The following is a 17,794-nucleotide window of genomic DNA, read 5'->3' on the forward strand; positions in this document are numbered from 1 at the left end:
GGATCGAAAAATTTAATGCGCCTCACACTTTTTATGAAAATTCTGTAACCGATTCCATTAACTATCTGTAAAAATGGTGCTGTCCGCAGTTCGGTGTTCAGGCGAGGAGAAGACGTTGAAGTCCAGGAAAGAGGTTGCCTCGGCGACCATGAAAGACGTTGCCGAGAAAGCACAAGTCTCAACAGCAACCGTGTCCCGCGCATTGATGAACCCTGACAAAGTCTCCCAGGCGACCCGAAACCGGGTTGAAAAGGCGGCGCTTGAGGTCGGTTATTTCCCGCAAGCCATGGGGCGCAACGTTAAACGCAACGAATCCCGCACCATCCTGGTGATCGTGCCGGACATCTGCGATCCCTTCTTCAGCGAAATCATCCGCGGCATTGAGGTCACGGCCGCCGCCCAGGGCTATCTGGTGCTGATTGGCGATTGTGCTCACCAGAACCAGCAGGAAAAAACGTTCATCGACCTGATCATCACCAAGCAGATTGATGGCATGCTGCTGCTTGGCTCACGCCTGCCGTTTGATGCCAGCATTGAAGAACAGCGCAATTTACCGCCGATGGTCATGGCGAACGAATTCGCGCCGGAGCTGGAGCTGCCAACCGTTCATATCGATAACCTCACCGCCGCATTCAACGCCGTGAACTATCTTCAGGAACTGGGGCATAAGCGTATCGGCTGTATCGCCGGACCAGAAGAGATGCCGCTGTGTCATTACCGCTTGCAGGGCTACGTTCAGGCGTTGCGCCGTACCGGGGCTATCGTCGATCCGCACTACATTGCGCGCGGTGATTTCACCTTTGAAGCGGGCGGGCAGGCGCTGGAAAAATTGCTGGCCTTGCCAGAACCGCCCACCGCGGTCTTCTGCCACAGCGACGTGATGGCGCTGGGGGCGTTATCCTACGCCAAACGTCACGGCCTGCGCGTGCCGCAGGACCTGTCGATAATCGGTTTTGATAATATTTCACTTTCGGAGTTTTGCGATCCGCCGCTTTCGACCGTTGCACAGCCGCGGTATGACATCGGCCGTGAAGCGATGCTGCTTTTGCTGGATCAGCTGCACGGTCAATCAGTTAGCAGTGGGTCACGACTACTGGATTGTGAGCTGATTGTGCGCGGCTCTACCCAGGCATTAACTTAAAGTAAATACCTTTCGACACCCTTATCTGGTCAAAGCCCCGTCGCTTAAGTAACATGGCGGGCTGACGAACGAATAAATACAGCGAAACGATAGTGGCACAACGAGATTATGTACGTCGCGGCCAGCCGGCACCTTCGCGACGCAAAAAGAGTAGTTCAAAAAGCAAGCAACGCAGCCTGTCTGCTGTCTCCCCAGCTATGGTCGCCATTGCTGCGGCTGTGCTGGTGGCCTTTATTGGCGGCCTCTACTTCATTACGCATCATAAAAAAGAAGAGTCTGAAGCCCTTCAGGGTAACAAGGTCGTCGGCAACGGCCTGCCGCCGAAGCCTGAAGAGCGCTGGCGCTACATTAAAGAGCTGGAAAGCCGCCAGCCTGGCGTACGTGCGCCTACCGAGCCTTCTGCCGGGGGTGAAGTGAAGAATGCCGATCAGCTGACGGACGAACAGCGTCAATTGCTCGCTCAGATGCAGGCGGACATGCGCCAGCAGCCTACGCAGCTGAACGAAGTACCGTGGAACGAACAAACCCCGGCGCAGCGTCAGCAAACGTTGCAGCGCCAGCGTCAGGCTCAGCAGCAAACGCAACAGCAGCAGTGGACGCAGACGCAGCCGGTACAGCAGCCGCGTACACAACCGCAGCAGCAGACGCGTACCGTACAAACTCAGCCTGTCCAGCAGCAACCGAAGGCGCAGCCGCAGAAGCAAACGGCACAGCCGTATCAGGATCTGTTGCAGACGCCTGCGCATACCACTGCGCAACAGCCAAAAACGCAGCAGGCTGCGCCGGTCACCAAAGAGACCGAGGCACCGAAGCAGACGGCTGAGAAAAAAGATGAACGCCGCTGGATGGTTCAGTGCGGTTCGTTTAAAGGCGCCGAACAGGCAGAAACGGTGCGTGCTCAGCTGGCATTTGAAGGATTTGACTCTCGCATTACCACCAACAATGGCTGGAATCGCGTAGTGATTGGACCGGTCAAAGGCAAAGAAAACGCAGACGGCACCATTTCCCGTTTGAAAGTGGCTGGCCACACAAACTGCATTCGACTCGCCTCCGGGGGTTGAAACCCCCAAAATCCCCCCCATCTATCATTTAATTCAGCCCTGAGCACAGGCTCAGGGCTTCTGTTTCCCGAATCTGTAACCAGGGGGTCTGCTCGTGACAACAATAGTAAGTGTACGCCGTAACGGCCAGGTGGTAATTGCCGGTGATGGCCAGGCCACGCTGGGTAATACCGTCATGAAAGGCAACGTGAAGAAAGTACGTCGTCTTTATAACGACAAAGTGATCGCCGGTTTCGCAGGCGGCACGGCTGATGCCTTCACGCTGTTTGAACTGTTTGAACGCAAACTGGAAATGCATCAGGGTCATCTGGTGAAAGCCGCCGTTGAGCTGGCAAAAGACTGGCGTACCGACCGCATGCTGCGCAAGCTCGAAGCGCTGCTGGCCGTGGCTGACGAAAACGCCTCGCTGATCATCACCGGTAACGGCGACGTGGTTCAGCCTGAAAACGACCTGATTGCCATCGGCTCTGGCGGCCCGTACGCCCAGGCCGCAGCCCGTGCGCTGTTGGAAAATACCGACATGAACGCGCGCGATATCGCGGTGAAAGCGTTGGATATTGCAGGTGATATCTGCATCTATACCAACCACAATCACACCATCGAAGAATTACCGTCTAAAGCGTAAGGATCGCCCATGTCTGAAATGACCCCACGCGAAATTGTCAGCGAACTGAACAAGCACATTATCGGCCAGGACGACGCCAAGCGCTCCGTGGCTATCGCACTGCGTAACCGCTGGCGTCGCATGCAGCTCGACGAAGAGCTTCGCCACGAAGTGACGCCAAAAAATATTCTGATGATCGGCCCGACCGGTGTGGGTAAAACCGAAATCGCCCGTCGTCTGGCCAAACTGGCTAACGCGCCGTTCATCAAAGTTGAAGCCACCAAGTTCACCGAAGTGGGCTATGTGGGTAAAGAAGTGGACTCCATCATCCGCGACCTGACCGACTCGGCGATTAAGATGGTACGTGTCCAGGCAATTGAGAAAAACCGCTATCGCGCCGAAGAGATGGCCGAAGAGCGTATTCTCGACGTGCTGATCCCACCGGCAAAAAACAACTGGGGACAGGCTGAACAGCAGCCTGAACCTTCTGCTGCGCGTCAGGCATTCCGCAAAAAACTGCGCGAAGGCGAGCTGGACGACAAAGAGATTGAGATCGATCTCGCTGCCGCGCCAATGGGCGTGGAAATTATGGCGCCTCCGGGCATGGAAGAGATGACCAGCCAGTTGCAGTCCATGTTCCAGAACCTGGGCGGGCAGAAGCAGAAAGCGCGTAAGCTGAAAATCAAAGACGCGATGAAGCTGCTGATTGAAGAAGAAGCCGCGAAGCTGGTTAACCCGGAAGAGCTGAAACAGGATGCTATCGACGCGGTTGAGCAGCACGGTATCGTGTTTATCGACGAAATCGACAAGATCTGTAAGCGCGGCAACGCGTCCGGCCCGGATGTCTCACGCGAAGGCGTTCAGCGCGACCTGCTGCCGCTGGTGGAAGGTTGCACCGTCTCCACCAAGCACGGCATGGTTAAAACTGACCACATTCTGTTTATCGCCTCCGGTGCATTCCAGATTGCCAGCCCGTCTGACCTGATCCCGGAACTTCAGGGACGTCTGCCAATCCGCGTCGAGTTGCAGGCGCTGACCACCGAAGATTTCGAACGTATCCTGACTGAGCCAAACGCTTCTGTGACCGTACAGTATAAAGCGCTGATGGCGACCGAAGGCGTGAACATTGAATTTACCGATGACGGTATCAAGCGCATCGCCCAGGCCGCGTGGCAGGTCAACGAAACCACCGAGAACATCGGTGCGCGTCGTCTGCACACCGTGCTGGAACGCCTGATGGAAGACATCTCTTATGATGCGAGCGACCTTAACGGTCAAAGCATTACCATTGACGCAGACTATGTGGGCAAACACCTGGATGCGTTAGTGGCAGATGAAGATCTGAGCCGTTTTATTCTATAATCGCGTTCAATGCATTTTCATCACTGTTGATGGGGGCTATGGCCCCCATTTTTATTGGCTAAATAACTATGACTGATATCAGCCGTACACAGGCGTGGCTCGAAAGTCTGCGCCCTAAAACGCTTCCTCTGGCTTTTGCCGCCATTATCGTCGGTACCACGCTTGCCTGGTGGCAGGGTCATTTCGATCCGCTGGTAGCAGGTCTGGCGCTTGTCACCGCCGGGCTGCTGCAAATCCTCTCTAATCTCGCCAATGATTACGGCGATGCGGTAAAAGGCAGCGACAAGCCTGACCGCATCGGGCCGCTGCGCGGGATGCAAAAAGGGGTGATTACCCAGGCACAGATGAAACGGGCGCTGATTATCACCGTGGTGTTGATTTGCCTGTCCGGGCTGGCGCTGGTGACGGTCGCCTCGAAAACCACCAGTGATTTCATTGGCTTCCTGGTGCTGGGCTTGCTCGCCATTATTGCAGCCATTACCTATACCGTCGGGACGCGTCCTTACGGGTATATTGGTCTGGGCGACATCTCCGTGCTGGTGTTCTTCGGCTGGCTGAGCGTGATGGGAAGCTGGTACTTACAGGCGCACACGGTGATCCCTGCCCTGTTCCTACCGGCGACCGCCTGTGGTCTGCTGGCGACGGCGGTGCTGAATATCAATAATCTGCGCGACATCGATAGCGACCGCGAGAACGGTAAAAACACGCTGGCCGTGCGTCTGGGTCCGGTGAATGCACGCCGCTATCACGCCTGCCTGCTCATCGGCGCGCTGGTCTGCCTGGCGCTGTTCAATCTGAGTTCGCTGCACAGCCTCTGGGGCTGGCTGTTTGTGCTCGCCGCACCGCTGCTGATTAAGCAGGCCCGCTACGTCATGCGTGAACTCAGCCCGGCCGCCATGCCACCGATGCTGGAACGTACGGTAAAAGGCGCGTTGCTGACTAACCTGCTGTTCGTCATCGGGATTGTCTTAAGCCAGACGCTGAGTTAGCTGACAAATATCAATTAACAATTGATGATTTTGCCAACAACGCATTTCGCACGATATACTGAACACATTCGCAGCAACAGAGCGTTAAACCTATGAAATACGATACCTCCGAGCTTTGTGACATCTACCAGGAAGATGTCAACGTCGTTGAACCCCTGTTCTCCAACTTTGGTGGACGGTCGTCGTTTGGCGGACAAATCATCACGGTGAAATGTTTCGAGGACAACGGGTTGCTGTACGATCTGCTCGAAGAGAACGGCCGTGGCCGCGTTCTGGTGGTCGACGGCGGCGGTTCCGTGCGCCGTGCATTGATTGATGCTGAACTGGCGGGAATTGCCGTCCAGAACGAGTGGGAAGGCATTGTGGTGTACGGTTCCGTGCGTCAGGTGGACGATCTCGAAGACCTGGATATCGGGATTCAGGCCATCGCGGCCATACCGGTAGGCGCAGCGGGCGACGGCATCGGCGAAAGCGACGTGCGCGTCAATTTCGGCGGCGTGACCTTCTTCTCGGGCGACCACCTTTATGCTGACAATACCGGCATTATCCTTTCTGAGGATGCGCTGGATATTGAGTAGTTAATCGGTAAGCGAGATGCATAAAAAAACCGCCAACAGCAATGTGGCGGTTTTTTTTGTCCCTCGGGATTCGCGGTCCGTTGGGACGTCTTACAGACTAACACCAAGGAACTTCATCATACTCTCGCCCAAACCTTGGGCAACCCTTCCTAACCTTTATAAAATCCTAATTGTCTGTGAATACCTTAACTACCTGGTTGATGCTCATTATGATACCGCGTCCCTTTCCGCCATCTCGCAAATGGGCATCGGTCCAGGGAAAGGTGTATTCACTACCGTAAAGCAGGCTAACATCAAGGCTTGTGTCCACCGACTTATCACCGGTGGTGAACGGTGGAGCGGTAAGTAGCAGGGACCGCATAATGAAACGCTATTTATGTATCGCGTTCATTGTCGCCAGCGTACTCGTTGTAAAGAGCGATGAACCTGTTGGGTTTGTTGCTTTTGCTACGACAGCGCAGGACAAGTAGCGTTAAGGCCGCCCAGGGCGGCCTTTTTTATGGTTTGATGTCGGTTAGCGAAAACCATAAAAAAGCCGGGTGGCGGCTTCGCCTTACCCGGCCTGTTCAATGCATTCCCTAAGGAAATCAAACTTCTTCCATACGTCCCAGCAGCGCCTGCAAGCGTTCCTGCCAGCCGTTCTGCTGTTCGCGCAGCTGGTTGTTTTCGCGCTCCAGTTCTTCACGGCTGTGTTGAGCATTCTGAACTTCCTGTGACAGGGAGTTGTTCTTTTCTTTCAGCTCTTCAATTTCCATTTGCAGCAGCGTGATGGTGTCAATCGCCTGCTGTACTTTCGATTCCAGTTTCTCAAACACTTCTAAAGACATGATCCTACCTCTCCTGAATTGCAAGGCGACGCTTTAACGTAAACGCGCACAACATATGTTCCGATTGTATGGAGCGCCGTCGCCCCTGTCCAGCGGCATGCCACGCAGATCGCGGTTTGCAACACTTTTCGGCCTCGTCCTGGTGCGTTCGCCGCATATACCCCTAAGTTGTTAACCCATAAGTTAAAGAAATGATTCAGCCCATAATCATTATCTGATGCAAAAACGCGCTTTATGGCGCGAAAACGCTCATTTTATTGACGCAGACCACACATTTAGATTTCGATATTTCTCGTTTGTGCTCGTTAACGATAAATTAACACTATGTCTACAGGGCATCGTGACTGTCACGGGCGGTCACGCAAACAATAAACATTACTCTTTTGCAGGATTCCGATTATGAGTCAGACATCAACCTTAAAAGGCCAGTGTATTGCCGAGTTCCTGGGTACCGGGTTGTTGATATTCTTCGGAGTAGGCTGTGTCGCAGCACTGAAAGTGGCGGGTGCCAGTTTTGGTCAGTGGGAAATCAGTATTATCTGGGGTCTGGGCGTGGCGATGGCCATCTACCTGACCGCAGGGGTTTCCGGTGCACATCTTAACCCGGCGGTGACCATCGCGTTGTGGCTATTCGCGTGTTTTGACGGACGCAAAGTTGTTCCTTTCATCATTTCGCAATTTGCCGGCGCCTTTTGCGCAGCGGCGTTAGTTTACGGGCTTTATTACAATCTTTTCATCGACTTCGAACAGACGCATCATATGGTGCGTGGCAGTGTCGAAAGTCTGGATCTGGCAGGCATTTTCTCAACGTATCCGAATCCGCATATCAATTTTGTGCAGGCGTTCGCGGTTGAGATGGTGATTACCGCTATTCTGATGGGCGTCATCATGGCGCTGGGCGACGATGGAAACGGCATTCCGCGCGGCCCGCTGGCGCCACTTTTGATTGGCCTTCTGATTGCGGTAATTGGCGCATCCATGGGTCCGCTGACCGGCTTTGCGATGAATCCGGCGCGTGACCTGGGTCCAAAAACCTTCGCCTTCTTTGCGGGATGGGGCGATGTCGCCTTCACGGGCGGCAAAGACATTCCTTACTTCCTGGTTCCGCTGTTCGGGCCAATCGTAGGGGCGGCGCTGGGCGCATTCGGCTATCGCAAATTAATTGGTCGCCACTTACCGTGCGACACCTGTGTGGAAGAGGAGAAAGAGACGGCTTCCACCACACAACAAAAAGCTTCGCTGTAATCTGACTACGGGACACATACCATGACCGAAAAAAAATATATCGTTGCGCTCGACCAGGGCACCACCAGCTCCCGCGCTGTCGTAATGGATCATGACGCGAACATTGTCAGCGTGTCTCAACGCGAATTTGAGCAAATTTACCCGCGTCCAGGCTGGGTAGAACACGACCCGATGGAGATCTGGGCGTCGCAAAGCTCCACGCTGGTGGAAGTGCTGGCGAAAGCCGACATCAGTTCTGACCAGATTGCCGCTATCGGTATCACCAACCAGCGTGAAACGACTGTGGTCTGGGAGCGCGAAACCGGTAAGCCCATCTACAACGCCATTGTCTGGCAGTGCCGTCGTACGTCAGAGATCTGCGAACAGCTGAAGCGCGAAGGAATGGAAGAGTACGTGCGCAGCGCCACCGGCCTGGTGGTTGACCCCTATTTCTCCGGCACCAAAGTGAAGTGGATCCTCGACCACGTGGAAGGTTCACGCGAGCGCGCACGACGTGGCGAGCTACTGTTCGGCACCGTCGATACCTGGCTTATCTGGAAGATGACTCAGGGACGCGTTCACGTCACCGACTACACCAACGCCTCGCGCACCATGCTGTTCAACATCAACACCCTTGAGTGGGATGACAAGATGCTGGACGCGCTGGACATTCCGCGCGCGATGCTGCCTGAAGTACGTAAGTCTTCTGAAGTATACGGCCAGACCAACATTGGGGGTAAAGGCGGTACGCGTATTCCTATCGCCGGCATCGCCGGTGACCAGCAGGCGGCCCTGTTCGGCCAGCTGTGCGTCAAGGAAGGGATGGCGAAGAACACTTACGGCACCGGTTGTTTTATGCTGATGAACACCGGCGAGAAAGCGGTGAAATCAGAAAACGGTCTGCTGACCACCATCGCCTGCGGCCCGCGCGGCGAAGTGAACTATGCCCTGGAAGGTGCGGTGTTCATGGCGGGTGCTTCCATTCAGTGGCTGCGCGACGAGATGAAGCTGATCAGTGACGCGTTTGACTCCGAATACTTCGCGACCAAAGTGAAAGACACCAACGGCGTGTACGTGGTGCCAGCGTTCACCGGTCTGGGCGCACCGTACTGGGATCCGTATGCCCGCGGCGCGATTTTCGGCCTGACGCGCGGCGTGAACTCAAACCACATCATTCGCGCGACGCTGGAATCCATCGCCTACCAGACGCGCGACGTGCTGGAAGCGATGCAGGCTGACTCCGGCATTCGTCTGCACGCCCTGCGCGTGGACGGCGGTGCGGTCGCGAACAACTTCCTGATGCAGTTCCAGTCCGACATTCTGGGCACCCGCGTTGAACGTCCTGAGGTGCGAGAAGTGACGGCGCTGGGCGCGGCGTATCTGGCAGGTCTGGCGGTTGGCTTCTGGCAAAACCTCGACGAGCTTCAGGAAAAAGCGGTTATCGAACGCGAATTCCGTCCTGGCATCGAAACCACCGAGCGCAACTACCGCTACAGCGGCTGGAAGAAAGCGGTGAAACGTGCCCTGGCGTGGGAAGAGCACGACGAGTAAACCTATATTCCCTCTCCCCTGGGAGAGGGTTAGGGTGAGGGGCTCCGACCGCACCGGTCCCTTCGCCCCTCCCCACTCTGTGATAAACTTCGTGCAATTCCTTTTGATTGTACGAGTACCTCATGAAACGTGAACTTGCTATCGAGTTTTCCCGCGTCACCGAAGCTGCCGCCCTCGCAGGCTACAAGTGGCTGGGCCGTGGCGACAAAAATACCGCAGACGGTGCAGCCGTCCACGCCATGCGCATTGTGCTTAATCAGGTCAATATCGATGGCACTATCGTCATTGGCGAAGGCGAAATCGACGAAGCGCCGATGCTCTATATAGGTGAAAAAGTCGGGACGGGCAAAGGCGATGCGGTGGATATCGCGGTCGACCCGATTGAAGGCACGCGCATGACGGCGATGGGCCAGGCCAACGCGCTGGCGGTACTGGCGGTGGGCGATAAGGGCTGCTTCCTCAACGCGCCCGATATGTACATGGAAAAACTGATCGTCGGTCCTGGCGCTAAAGGCGCTATCGACCTTAGCCTGCCGCTGGACGCCAACCTGCGCAATATCGCCGCGGCGCTGGGTAAAGCGCTCAGCGAACTCACCGTGACCATTCTGGCGAAACCGCGCCACGACGCCACCATTGCGTACCTGCAAGCGCTCGGCGTACGCGTGTTTGCTATTCCGGATGGCGACGTTGCCGCCTCTATTCTGACCTGCATGCCTGACAGCGAAGTCGACGTGCTTTACGGCATCGGCGGCGCGCCGGAGGGTGTGGTCTCTGCGGCAGTGATCCGCGCGCTGGACGGCGATATGCAGGCGCGTTTACTGCCACGCCATGAGGTCAAAGGCGACAGCGACGAGAACCTTCGCATTGGTGCAGACGAACTGGCGCGCTGCGCGGCGATGGGCATCGAGGCCAATAAAGTGCTCGCGCTGAACGAGATGGCCCGCAGCGATAACGTGGTCTTCTCCGCAACCGGCATCACCAAAGGCGATCTGCTGGACGGCATCACCCGCAAGGGCAACATGGCCACCACTGAAACCCTGCTGATCCGTGGTAAATCCCGCACCATTCGCCGCATTAAGTCCATTCATTATCTCGATCGTAAAGATCCGGACGTACAGACGCACATTCTGTAAAACCGTTTGATCGATAGAGCTTTCCGGCCCGAATGGGCTGGAAATGTTTCCCGCAAGTACGGAAGATAGAAGAGAGAAACAGCACAGGAGAAGATCATGGCGGACTGGGTAACAGGTAAAGTCACAAAGGTACAGTTCTGGACCGATGCGCTATTTAGCCTCACGCTGCACGCTCCCGTTCATCCGTTTACTGCCGGGCAGTTTGCCAAGCTCGGGTTGGATATCGACGGTGAACGCGTACAGCGCGCCTACTCTTACGTTAATGCGCCTGATAACCCGGACCTTGAGTTCTATCTGGTCACCGTCCCGGACGGTAAGCTCAGCCCACGCCTCGCCGCGCTGAAGCCGGGCGATGAAGTGCAGATTGTCTCCGGCGCGGCGGGGTTCTTCGTGCTGGATGAAATCCCCGACTGTGACACGCTCTGGATGCTGGCGACCGGCACGGCCATTGGCCCGTATCTTTCCATTCTGCAATACGGCAAAGATCTGGAGCGCTTTAAAAATATCGTGCTGGTTCACGCCGCGCGCTACGCCGCAGACCTGAGCTATTTGCCGCAGATGCAGGCGCTGGAACAGCGATATGGCGGGAAGTTAAAAATTCAGACGGTGGTCAGCCGCGAAACCGCAGCCGGCTCGTTAACCGGTCGCGTTCCGGCGTTGATTGAAAGCGGCGCGCTGGAAGAAGCGGTGGGTTTACCGATGAATACCGAAACCAGCCATGTGATGCTGTGCGGTAACCCGCAGATGGTACGCGATACGCAGCAGTTGCTGAAGGATACCCGGCAGATGACGAAGCACCTTCGCCGCCGGCCGGGCCACATGACCGCCGAACACTACTGGTGATCAGCGGTACTTCACCTCAAGGGTATCTTTTCCATATTTGTTCTCGCTCTGGGTGCCGATAAACGCGCCCAGTTCGACAACCATCATTACAAAGATAACCGTCGGCAGCAGTCTGCCCACCACCCATGGGAGGATTGAGGGCAGCATTGACCAGTTCCCCGCCACCAGCATCCACGCCAGAATAATCAGGAAAGCCCATGCGCCGGAGCGGCCACGATCGTGCAGACGTTTCACCACTACGGCGGCGGTTGGCCACAGTAAACAGACCAGCGCAAATGCCGCCGTTTGCGTGCTCAGCCATGCGTTGTAGGCAACAAAAAACAGAAGCAGCATGGCGACAACCCACGTTGCAATCCAGATCCAGAAGTCACGGCGTCCAATACGCCCTTTGAATGAAAACAGCCACTGCTGTATGGTCATGTAAGGTTCCTTATTATTGTTTAGCCCGCATTTTACCCTGGAGTTGTGACCTTTTGACAAGCCGACCAGATATCGTTTTAATCATGGGCAATGACGGCCAGGGGCAATGTTGATGAAAAGTTCGGCACACTCTCTTTATTTGTGTTTAGCGATGCTGAGCGCCAGTTTTTCCCTGTATGCCGCGGAAACGGCTTCCCCGGTCACCGCCCCCTATCTTCTGGCGGGCGCCCCCTCTTTCGATCAATCTATCAGCCAGTTCCGCGAAGCCTTCAACAAAGAAAACCCCTCACTTCCGCTGGGAGAGTTCCGTGCGATTGACAGCGCCCGCGATACGCCGACCCTGACCCGCGCGGCCAGCAAAATTAACGAGAATCTGTATGCCTCTACCGCCCTTGAGCGCGGAACGTTAAAAATCAAAAGTATGCAGATCACCTGGCTGCCGATTCAGGGGCCAGAGCAGAAAGCGGCGAAAGCGAAAGCGCTGGAGTACATGAGCGCTATTCTGCGCGCCTTTACCCCCACCTTCACGAAAGCGCAAAGCCAGCAAAAGCTGCAAAAACTGCTTACCGCCGGGAAAAACAAACGCTATTACGCCGATACGGAAGGTGCCGTTCGCTATGTCGTCGCAGATAACGGCGAAAAGGGGCTGACCTTCGCGGTTGAACCGATTAAGCTGGCCCTATCAGACGCACTCGAGGGGGCGAATTAATGACAAAAAGCAAAGCCTTTCGAGGGAAAATCTCTATACTGATTCACAGACCATGCTGCCCGACAGGGCGGCCATATTCCTTAATTCGCTTATTGAGCGTGGAGAATTGAAATGCGACATCCTTTAGTGATGGGTAACTGGAAACTGAACGGCAGCCGCCATATGGTAAACGAACTGGTTGCTAACCTGCGTAAAGAGCTGGCTGGCGTGACCGGCTGCGCGGTTGCTATCGCTCCGCCGGATATGTACCTGGATCTGGCTAAACGTGCCGCTGACGGCAGCCACATCATTCTGGGCGCGCAGAACGTTGACGTTAACCTGTCTGGCGCGTTCACCGGTGAAACCTCCGCTGAAATGCTGAAAGATATCGGCGCGAAATACATCATCATCGGCCACTCCGAGCGTCGCACCTATCACAAAGAATCCGATGAGTTCATCGCGAAGAAATTCGCTGTGCTGAAAGAGCAGGGTCTGATCCCGGTTCTGTGCATCGGTGAAACCGAAGCAGAAAACGAAGCAGGCAAAACCGAAGAAGTGTGCGCACGTCAGATCGACGCTGTGCTGAAAACCCAGGGCGCGGCAGCGTTCGAAGGCGCGGTTATCGCTTACGAGCCAGTCTGGGCGATCGGTACCGGCAAATCTGCAACTCCTGCGCAGGCTCAGGCGGTGCACAAGTTCATCCGTGACCACATTGCAAAAGCAGACGCGAAAGTGGCTGAGCAGGTCATCATCCAGTACGGCGGTTCCGTTAACGCATCAAACGCAGCTGAGCTGTTCACCCAGCCAGACATCGATGGCGCACTGGTTGGTGGCGCATCCCTGAAAGCAGACGCTTTCGCGGTGATCGTTAAAGCGGCAGAAGCGGCTAAGCAGGCGTAATTGCCTTTGTGGCGGGTGGCGCTTCGCTAACCCGCCCTACAAACGACCTAACACGCTAAACCACAAATAATCCAGCGGCAGCAGCACCAGATACGTCGCAATCGCCAGCGCCAGACAAAGCAGCATCCCCGCCTTCGCAGGCACTTTCCCTAAGCCCATCGCCACTACAATCGGCGACGCCTGATACGGCAGCAGCGGCGTGGAATACCCCAGCACCTGAATCATGATCACCGACAGCAGCGGGAAGCCGGTCGCGTCCGAGAAGCTCTGCGCCAGCGTGGTGTACAGCGCAGGAACGCCGTTGGCGGTCATAATGAAGTTGAGCGCCGTGGTGATCCCCGTCAGCGCCAGGAAGCTGGTAAACGGGCGGTCTGCATCCAGCGGCATGATATGGAGCAACGCCTCGCCTACGGCCGCACCGATACCGGTCTGCGTCACCGTAATGGCCAGCCCGAGTATACCCGCGACGTAAATACAGGTGCGCATATTCACCCCCGCCGAGAACTCCTCCCCGGTGATAAAACCGATGCGCGGCAGCATAACGATGACCGAGGCCGCCAGCCCCGTCCACGCTGGCCCAACGCCGTGCCAGCTCTCCGTCACCCACATCGTCAACACCACCGCCAGCAGCCAGGCGAGTCGTTTTTCGTCACGCCCCATCGGTTCCGATGGCGTGAGATCCTTCGCCGGTTTCGGGTTGCCGGGGAACAGCCAGCAGATCAGGCCAATCAGAATCAGGCCTTTGAGAATACCCAGCACCGGGGTGTGCAGCAGCAGATACGGGACATAGTTGAGGTGGATACCGTATGAGCCTTCCGCCGCGCCGCTCATCACCAGGTTGGGCACGTTGGCGGGCAAAATAGTGGCCGAGAGCTGGAAGGTGCCAAACCCGACCGCCAGCGCCAGGCCAAATCAGGCCCGCGAGCCATCAGGAATGCCGGCCCGCTTCGCCATCGCGGCGACAATCGGCATCAGCAGCGCAATACGTCCCATGTTCGACGGCATCACGAATGCCAGGGCATAGCTCAGCAGCACAACGCTCGCCACCATCAGCACCCAGGAGTCGGTAAGCTTTGCCGACAGCGCCCGGGCGGCCCTGTCCGCCAGGCCGGTTTTCCGAATCGCCACGCCCAGCACAAAGCCGCTGAACACCAGCCAGAAGGCAGACGAGGCGAAGCCGCCGAAGATCACTTCCGGCGGGGCGATTCTGGCGGTCATCGCCGCCGTGAAAAACAGCAGCGCGGTGATAAATTCCGGCAACAGCGACGTCGCCCACAGCACGATGGTGACGCCGACGATCAGCGAGGGAAGCAGCAGAGGATGCGTTAACCAGAGCGACATACCTGTCTCCTGTAGAATTTTTCAGCAAGTCTACGGCGACAGGCAGGGCAAGTAAACGCTATTTATGGTGGGGTCACTTCAGGATATCGCATTGATGATCCTGCAATTCCTCAGCCGACGCGCGGTTAAAGGTAAGCAGGTTACGCTCTGTCGCCAGCAATACAAACGAGCCGTCCGACTGCTGTGCCATCGCCAGCGCGAAGCGTCCCATATGATCGCGGGCTTCCGGCAGCTCTTCCGCCAGCATCATAAACGGGCTGCGCTGCACCAGTTCGTTCTCCGTCACCCGACGGGCAAGGTATTCATGCCCTTCCAGCCCGCCCGGAAGCGGTAACCACTGGGTGCTGATTTGCCCCTGCGACGCGTTCAGCTTCTCGCGCACGTCTGGGCGCAGACAGGAGATGTGGATATGAAAATGGTTTTGCGTGCGCCCGGTCGGGGAGTTGATGGTCAGCGAAACGGCGCTGTCAGGCACGTCGGCCCCCCGTTTCATACTCATAAAATGGCGAGACTGCCATGCCAGCCAGAAGAAATTCGGTGTCTGCGGCTCAGTCAGCAGCGGGCTTTCGGTGCCGTTGATACGGTACGTGGGCATCAGCAGGTATTGCAGCGGCCCGTTGCGGTCCTTGAACACCACGTAGCCCGCATCTGGCTTCACCTGCGCACACGGTGCCGGGTTACGGTTATGCAGCTGGTTGGGCACACACTGGTCGAGAACGATATGACGCAACGCATTCGGATTACCCGCTTTCATCCAGTACACGCCGCCTGCGGCAAGGACGATAACGATCAGAATCAGTAAGATAATTTTTTTCACAACGCGTTCCCTGTTTTCAATAGAGGCAAAAGAGTAACGCAAAATGATGACCAAATAAAAAACCCGGCGGATTTCTCACACCGGGTTACCGTGTCGTTCTTTGTAAAACGCTTAGCGCTTGCTGATCTGGTCGAAGGTGCCGCCGTTAGAGAAGTGCTCTTTCTGCGCTTTGGTCCAGCCGCCAAACACATCATCAATAGTGAACAGCTTCAGTTTCGGGAAGGCGTTTTCGTATTTCTTCGCGACGGCCTCATCGCGTGGGCGGTAGAAGTTTTTCGCCGCAATTTCCTGCCCTTCAGGTGAGTAGAGGTACTTCAGGTAGGCTTCCGCCACCGCTTTGGTGCCCTTCTTATCAACAACCTTATCGACGACGGAGACGGTCGGCTCAGCCAGGATCGATTCGCTCGGGGTCACGATCTCGAACTTGTCTTTACCCAGCTCGTTGGTCGCCAGCAGGGCTTCGTTTTCCCAGGCGATCAGCACGTCGCCAATGCCGCGTTCGACGAAGGTGTTGGTTGCGCCGCGCGCGCCGGAGTCCAGCACCTCGACGTTTTTAAACAGTGCTTTGACGAAGTCCTGTGCTTTGGCCTGATCGCCGTTGTTGTGGTGCAGCGCGTAGCCCCAGGCTGCCAGATAGTTCCAGCGTGCGCCGCCGGAGCTTTTTGGGTTCGGGGTAATGACAGACACGCCTGGCTTAATCAGGTCGTTCCAGTCCTTAATCTGTTTCGGGTTGCCTTTACGCACCAGGAAGACGATGGTCGAGGTGTATGGCGCAGAGTTGTCCGGCAGGCGCTTGATCCAGTTTTTGTCGATACGGCCACGCTCCGCGATCGCGTCCACGTCATAAGCCAGCGCCAGGGTAACCACATCGGCTTCAATACCGTTGATCACCGATGTCGCCTGCTTACCGGAACCGCCGTGAGACTGGCGAACCACCACGTTATCGCCGGTTTCCTGTTTCCAGTGCGCCGCGAAAGCTTTGTTGTACTGGTCGTATAGTTCACGCGTCGGATCGTACGACACGTTCAGTAACTGAATGTCCTTTGCCAGAACGCTGGTCGATGCCAGCAATAATGTTAACCCCACGCCCCATTTATTCATCGCCCAGCTCTCTTGTATAGTGTTTTGATGAATGCAGCGTGCCAGAAAGCTAACCGATGATTAAAGAATAAAAAAAGATTGGCTATAACGTACAGGAATAAAAAAAGTGAATGAGCGGCCTGATGCCCTCACCCCAACCCTCTCCCACGGGAGAGGGAGCAACCATAAAAAACGGTAACCCAAGGGTTACCGTTTTGCATTTACCTTGCCGCCACCGGGCAACAGAGCCAATCAGTACAGTTTTTTCGCGCAGTCCAGCCAGTCACCTTTGAACGGACGCTTCATGTTTTCAATGGCGTCGATGATGTCATGGTGAACCAGTTTCTCGTTCTGAATACCGACGCAGCGGCCGCCGTGGCCCTGAAGCAGTAGCTCGATCGCGTACGCGCCCATGCGGGACGCCAGGATACGGTCGTACGGGCCTGGGGAACCACCACGCTGAATGTGACCCAGAACGGTCGCGCGGGTTTCGCGTTTGGTTTCGGTTTCGATGTACTTCGCCAGCTCGTCAACGTCACAGATGTGCTCGGTGATAGCAACGATGGCGTGTTTCTTACCTTTCGCGATACCGGCTTTGATTTCAGCGACCAGATCTTCACGGCTGAATTCCACTTCCGGCACCACCACGAACTCACAGCCACCGGCAATTGCCGCCGCCAGAGTCAGGTCACCGCAGTAACGGCCCATCACTTCAACAATAGAAATACGCTGGTGTGAGGAAGAGGTGTCACGCAGGCGGTCAATCGCTTCCACAACGGTACCCAGCGCGGTGAAGTAACCGATGGTGTAGTCGGTGCCTTTGATGTCGTTGTCGATGGTGCCAGGCAGGCCGATGCACGGGAAGCCCATTTCAGTCAGACGTTTTGCACCCATGTACGAGCCGTCGCCGCCGATAACCACCAGCGCATCCAGACCCCGTTTTTTCATGTTTTCGATAGCCACTTCACGGATGTGTTCGTCACGGAATTCCGGGAAGCGCGCAGAACCGAGGAAAGTACCGCCACGGTTGATCATGTCAGACACGCTGTAGCGGTCGAGCTGAACCATGCGGTCTTCATACAGACCCAGGTAACCGTCATAGATACCAAAAACTTCCAGACCTTCCGTCAGCGCTGCACGGACAACCCCACGGATTGCCGCGTTCATGCCCGGCGCATCACCGCCGCTTGTCAACACACCGATTTTCTTAATCATGACTACCTCTGAACTTAGGA

The 17,794-nt window shown here is 56.0% G+C and carries 17 protein-coding genes and 1 pseudogene; 12 read left to right on the top strand and 6 right to left on the bottom strand.

Going from position 1 to position 17,794, the window contains the following annotated elements; translation table 11 throughout:
• Positions 1 to 115: 115 nt before the first annotated feature.
• The 6 genes from cytR (at position 116) to rraA (ending at position 5,735) form a co-directional block, all read left to right on the top strand.
• Entirely contained in the window at positions 116 to 1,141 is a 1,026-nt protein-coding gene (gene cytR / locus ACQG0T_RS22615; protein ID WP_017383100.1) for a DNA-binding transcriptional regulator CytR, read from the top strand.
• A gap of 92 nt (positions 1,142 to 1,233) precedes the next feature.
• Entirely contained in the window at positions 1,234 to 2,202 is a 969-nt protein-coding gene (gene ftsN, locus ACQG0T_RS22620) for a cell division protein FtsN (protein ID WP_017383099.1), read from the top strand.
• Positions 2,203 to 2,296: 94 nt separating this feature from the next.
• Positions 2,297 to 2,827, top strand: coding sequence for an ATP-dependent protease subunit HslV (hslV, locus tag ACQG0T_RS22625; RefSeq protein WP_003862036.1), 531 nt, complete (start codon positions 2,297 to 2,299; stop codon positions 2,825 to 2,827).
• A gap of 9 nt (positions 2,828 to 2,836) precedes the next feature.
• Positions 2,837 to 4,168, top strand: coding sequence for an HslU--HslV peptidase ATPase subunit (gene hslU, locus ACQG0T_RS22630; RefSeq protein WP_015569947.1), 1,332 nt, complete (start codon positions 2,837 to 2,839; stop codon positions 4,166 to 4,168).
• 62 nt (positions 4,169 to 4,230) lie between these two features.
• Positions 4,231 to 5,157 (top strand): 1,4-dihydroxy-2-naphthoate polyprenyltransferase, encoded by a 927-nt coding sequence (gene menA, locus ACQG0T_RS22635; protein ID WP_085929678.1) that lies wholly within the window; start codon positions 4,231 to 4,233, stop codon positions 5,155 to 5,157.
• A gap of 92 nt (positions 5,158 to 5,249) precedes the next feature.
• Positions 5,250 to 5,735, top strand: a complete 486-nt coding sequence (gene rraA / locus ACQG0T_RS22640) for a ribonuclease E activity regulator RraA (protein WP_015569946.1) — start codon at positions 5,250 to 5,252, stop codon at positions 5,733 to 5,735.
• A 587-nt stretch (positions 5,736 to 6,322) separates the two neighbouring features.
• Here rraA and zapB read toward each other — a convergent pair.
• Entirely contained in the window at positions 6,323 to 6,562 is a 240-nt protein-coding gene (gene zapB / locus ACQG0T_RS22645; RefSeq protein ID WP_003862031.1) for a septal ring assembly protein ZapB, read from the bottom strand.
• Positions 6,563 to 6,961: 399 nt separating this feature from the next.
• Between zapB and ACQG0T_RS22650 the strand changes: the two genes are divergently transcribed.
• The 4 genes from ACQG0T_RS22650 to fpr all read left to right on the top strand — a co-directional run bounded on the left by ACQG0T_RS22650 (position 6,962) and on the right by fpr (position 11,313).
• Positions 6,962 to 7,807 carry an MIP/aquaporin family protein gene (locus tag ACQG0T_RS22650; RefSeq protein WP_015569943.1) on the top strand — a complete coding sequence of 282 codons (846 nt, stop codon included), beginning with the start codon at positions 6,962 to 6,964 and terminating at the stop codon, positions 7,805 to 7,807.
• Positions 7,808 to 7,828: 21 nt separating this feature from the next.
• Positions 7,829 to 9,337 carry a glycerol kinase GlpK gene (gene glpK, locus ACQG0T_RS22655; RefSeq protein ID WP_006808669.1) on the top strand — a complete coding sequence of 503 codons (1,509 nt, stop codon included), beginning with the start codon at positions 7,829 to 7,831 and terminating at the stop codon, positions 9,335 to 9,337.
• A 122-nt stretch (positions 9,338 to 9,459) separates the two neighbouring features.
• The gene (gene glpX, locus ACQG0T_RS22660) at positions 9,460 to 10,470 is read left to right on the top strand and encodes a class II fructose-bisphosphatase (RefSeq protein WP_015569942.1); all 1,011 of its coding nucleotides are present in this window, start codon (positions 9,460 to 9,462) and stop codon (positions 10,468 to 10,470) included.
• A 96-nt stretch (positions 10,471 to 10,566) separates the two neighbouring features.
• Positions 10,567 to 11,313, top strand: a complete 747-nt coding sequence (fpr, locus tag ACQG0T_RS22665; protein ID WP_033487973.1) for a ferredoxin--NADP(+) reductase — start codon at positions 10,567 to 10,569, stop codon at positions 11,311 to 11,313.
• Here the strand turns inward: fpr and ACQG0T_RS22670 are convergent, their stop codons facing one another.
• Positions 11,314 to 11,733 (bottom strand): DUF805 domain-containing protein, encoded by a 420-nt coding sequence (locus ACQG0T_RS22670; RefSeq protein WP_006808672.1) that lies wholly within the window; start codon positions 11,731 to 11,733, stop codon positions 11,314 to 11,316.
• Positions 11,734 to 11,845: 112 nt separating this feature from the next.
• Between ACQG0T_RS22670 and ACQG0T_RS22675 the strand changes: the two genes are divergently transcribed.
• Positions 11,846 to 12,442, top strand: coding sequence for a DUF1454 family protein (locus ACQG0T_RS22675; RefSeq protein ID WP_017383094.1), 597 nt, complete (start codon positions 11,846 to 11,848; stop codon positions 12,440 to 12,442).
• Between the two features lie 111 nt (positions 12,443 to 12,553).
• Positions 12,554 to 13,321 (top strand): triose-phosphate isomerase, encoded by a 768-nt coding sequence (tpiA, locus tag ACQG0T_RS22680; protein WP_003862019.1) that lies wholly within the window; start codon positions 12,554 to 12,556, stop codon positions 13,319 to 13,321.
• Positions 13,322 to 13,357: 36 nt separating this feature from the next.
• Here the strand turns inward: tpiA and ACQG0T_RS22685 are convergent.
• The 4 genes and pseudogenes from ACQG0T_RS22685 to pfkA all read right to left on the bottom strand — a co-directional run bounded on the left by ACQG0T_RS22685 (position 13,358) and on the right by pfkA (position 17,774).
• Positions 13,358 to 14,662 (bottom strand): annotated as a pseudogene (locus ACQG0T_RS22685) (SLC13 family permease).
• 73 nt (positions 14,663 to 14,735) lie between these two features.
• Positions 14,736 to 15,479, bottom strand: a complete 744-nt coding sequence (locus ACQG0T_RS22690; protein ID WP_271040489.1) for a CDP-diacylglycerol diphosphatase — start codon at positions 15,477 to 15,479, stop codon at positions 14,736 to 14,738.
• Positions 15,480 to 15,590: 111 nt separating this feature from the next.
• Complete coding sequence (locus ACQG0T_RS22695; protein ID WP_003862012.1) at positions 15,591 to 16,580, bottom strand: sulfate ABC transporter substrate-binding protein; 990 nt, start codon at positions 16,578 to 16,580, stop codon at positions 15,591 to 15,593.
• Between the two features lie 231 nt (positions 16,581 to 16,811).
• A complete protein-coding gene (pfkA, locus tag ACQG0T_RS22700) occupies positions 16,812 to 17,774 on the bottom strand; it encodes a 6-phosphofructokinase (RefSeq protein ID WP_003862009.1) in 963 nt (320 codons plus the stop codon).
• Between the last annotated feature and the right edge of the window lie 20 nt (positions 17,775 to 17,794).

The organism is Enterobacter cloacae complex sp. 302F9 (assembly GCF_050030335.1).
Lineage (GTDB): Bacteria > Pseudomonadota > Gammaproteobacteria > Enterobacterales > Enterobacteriaceae > Enterobacter > Enterobacter hormaechei_C.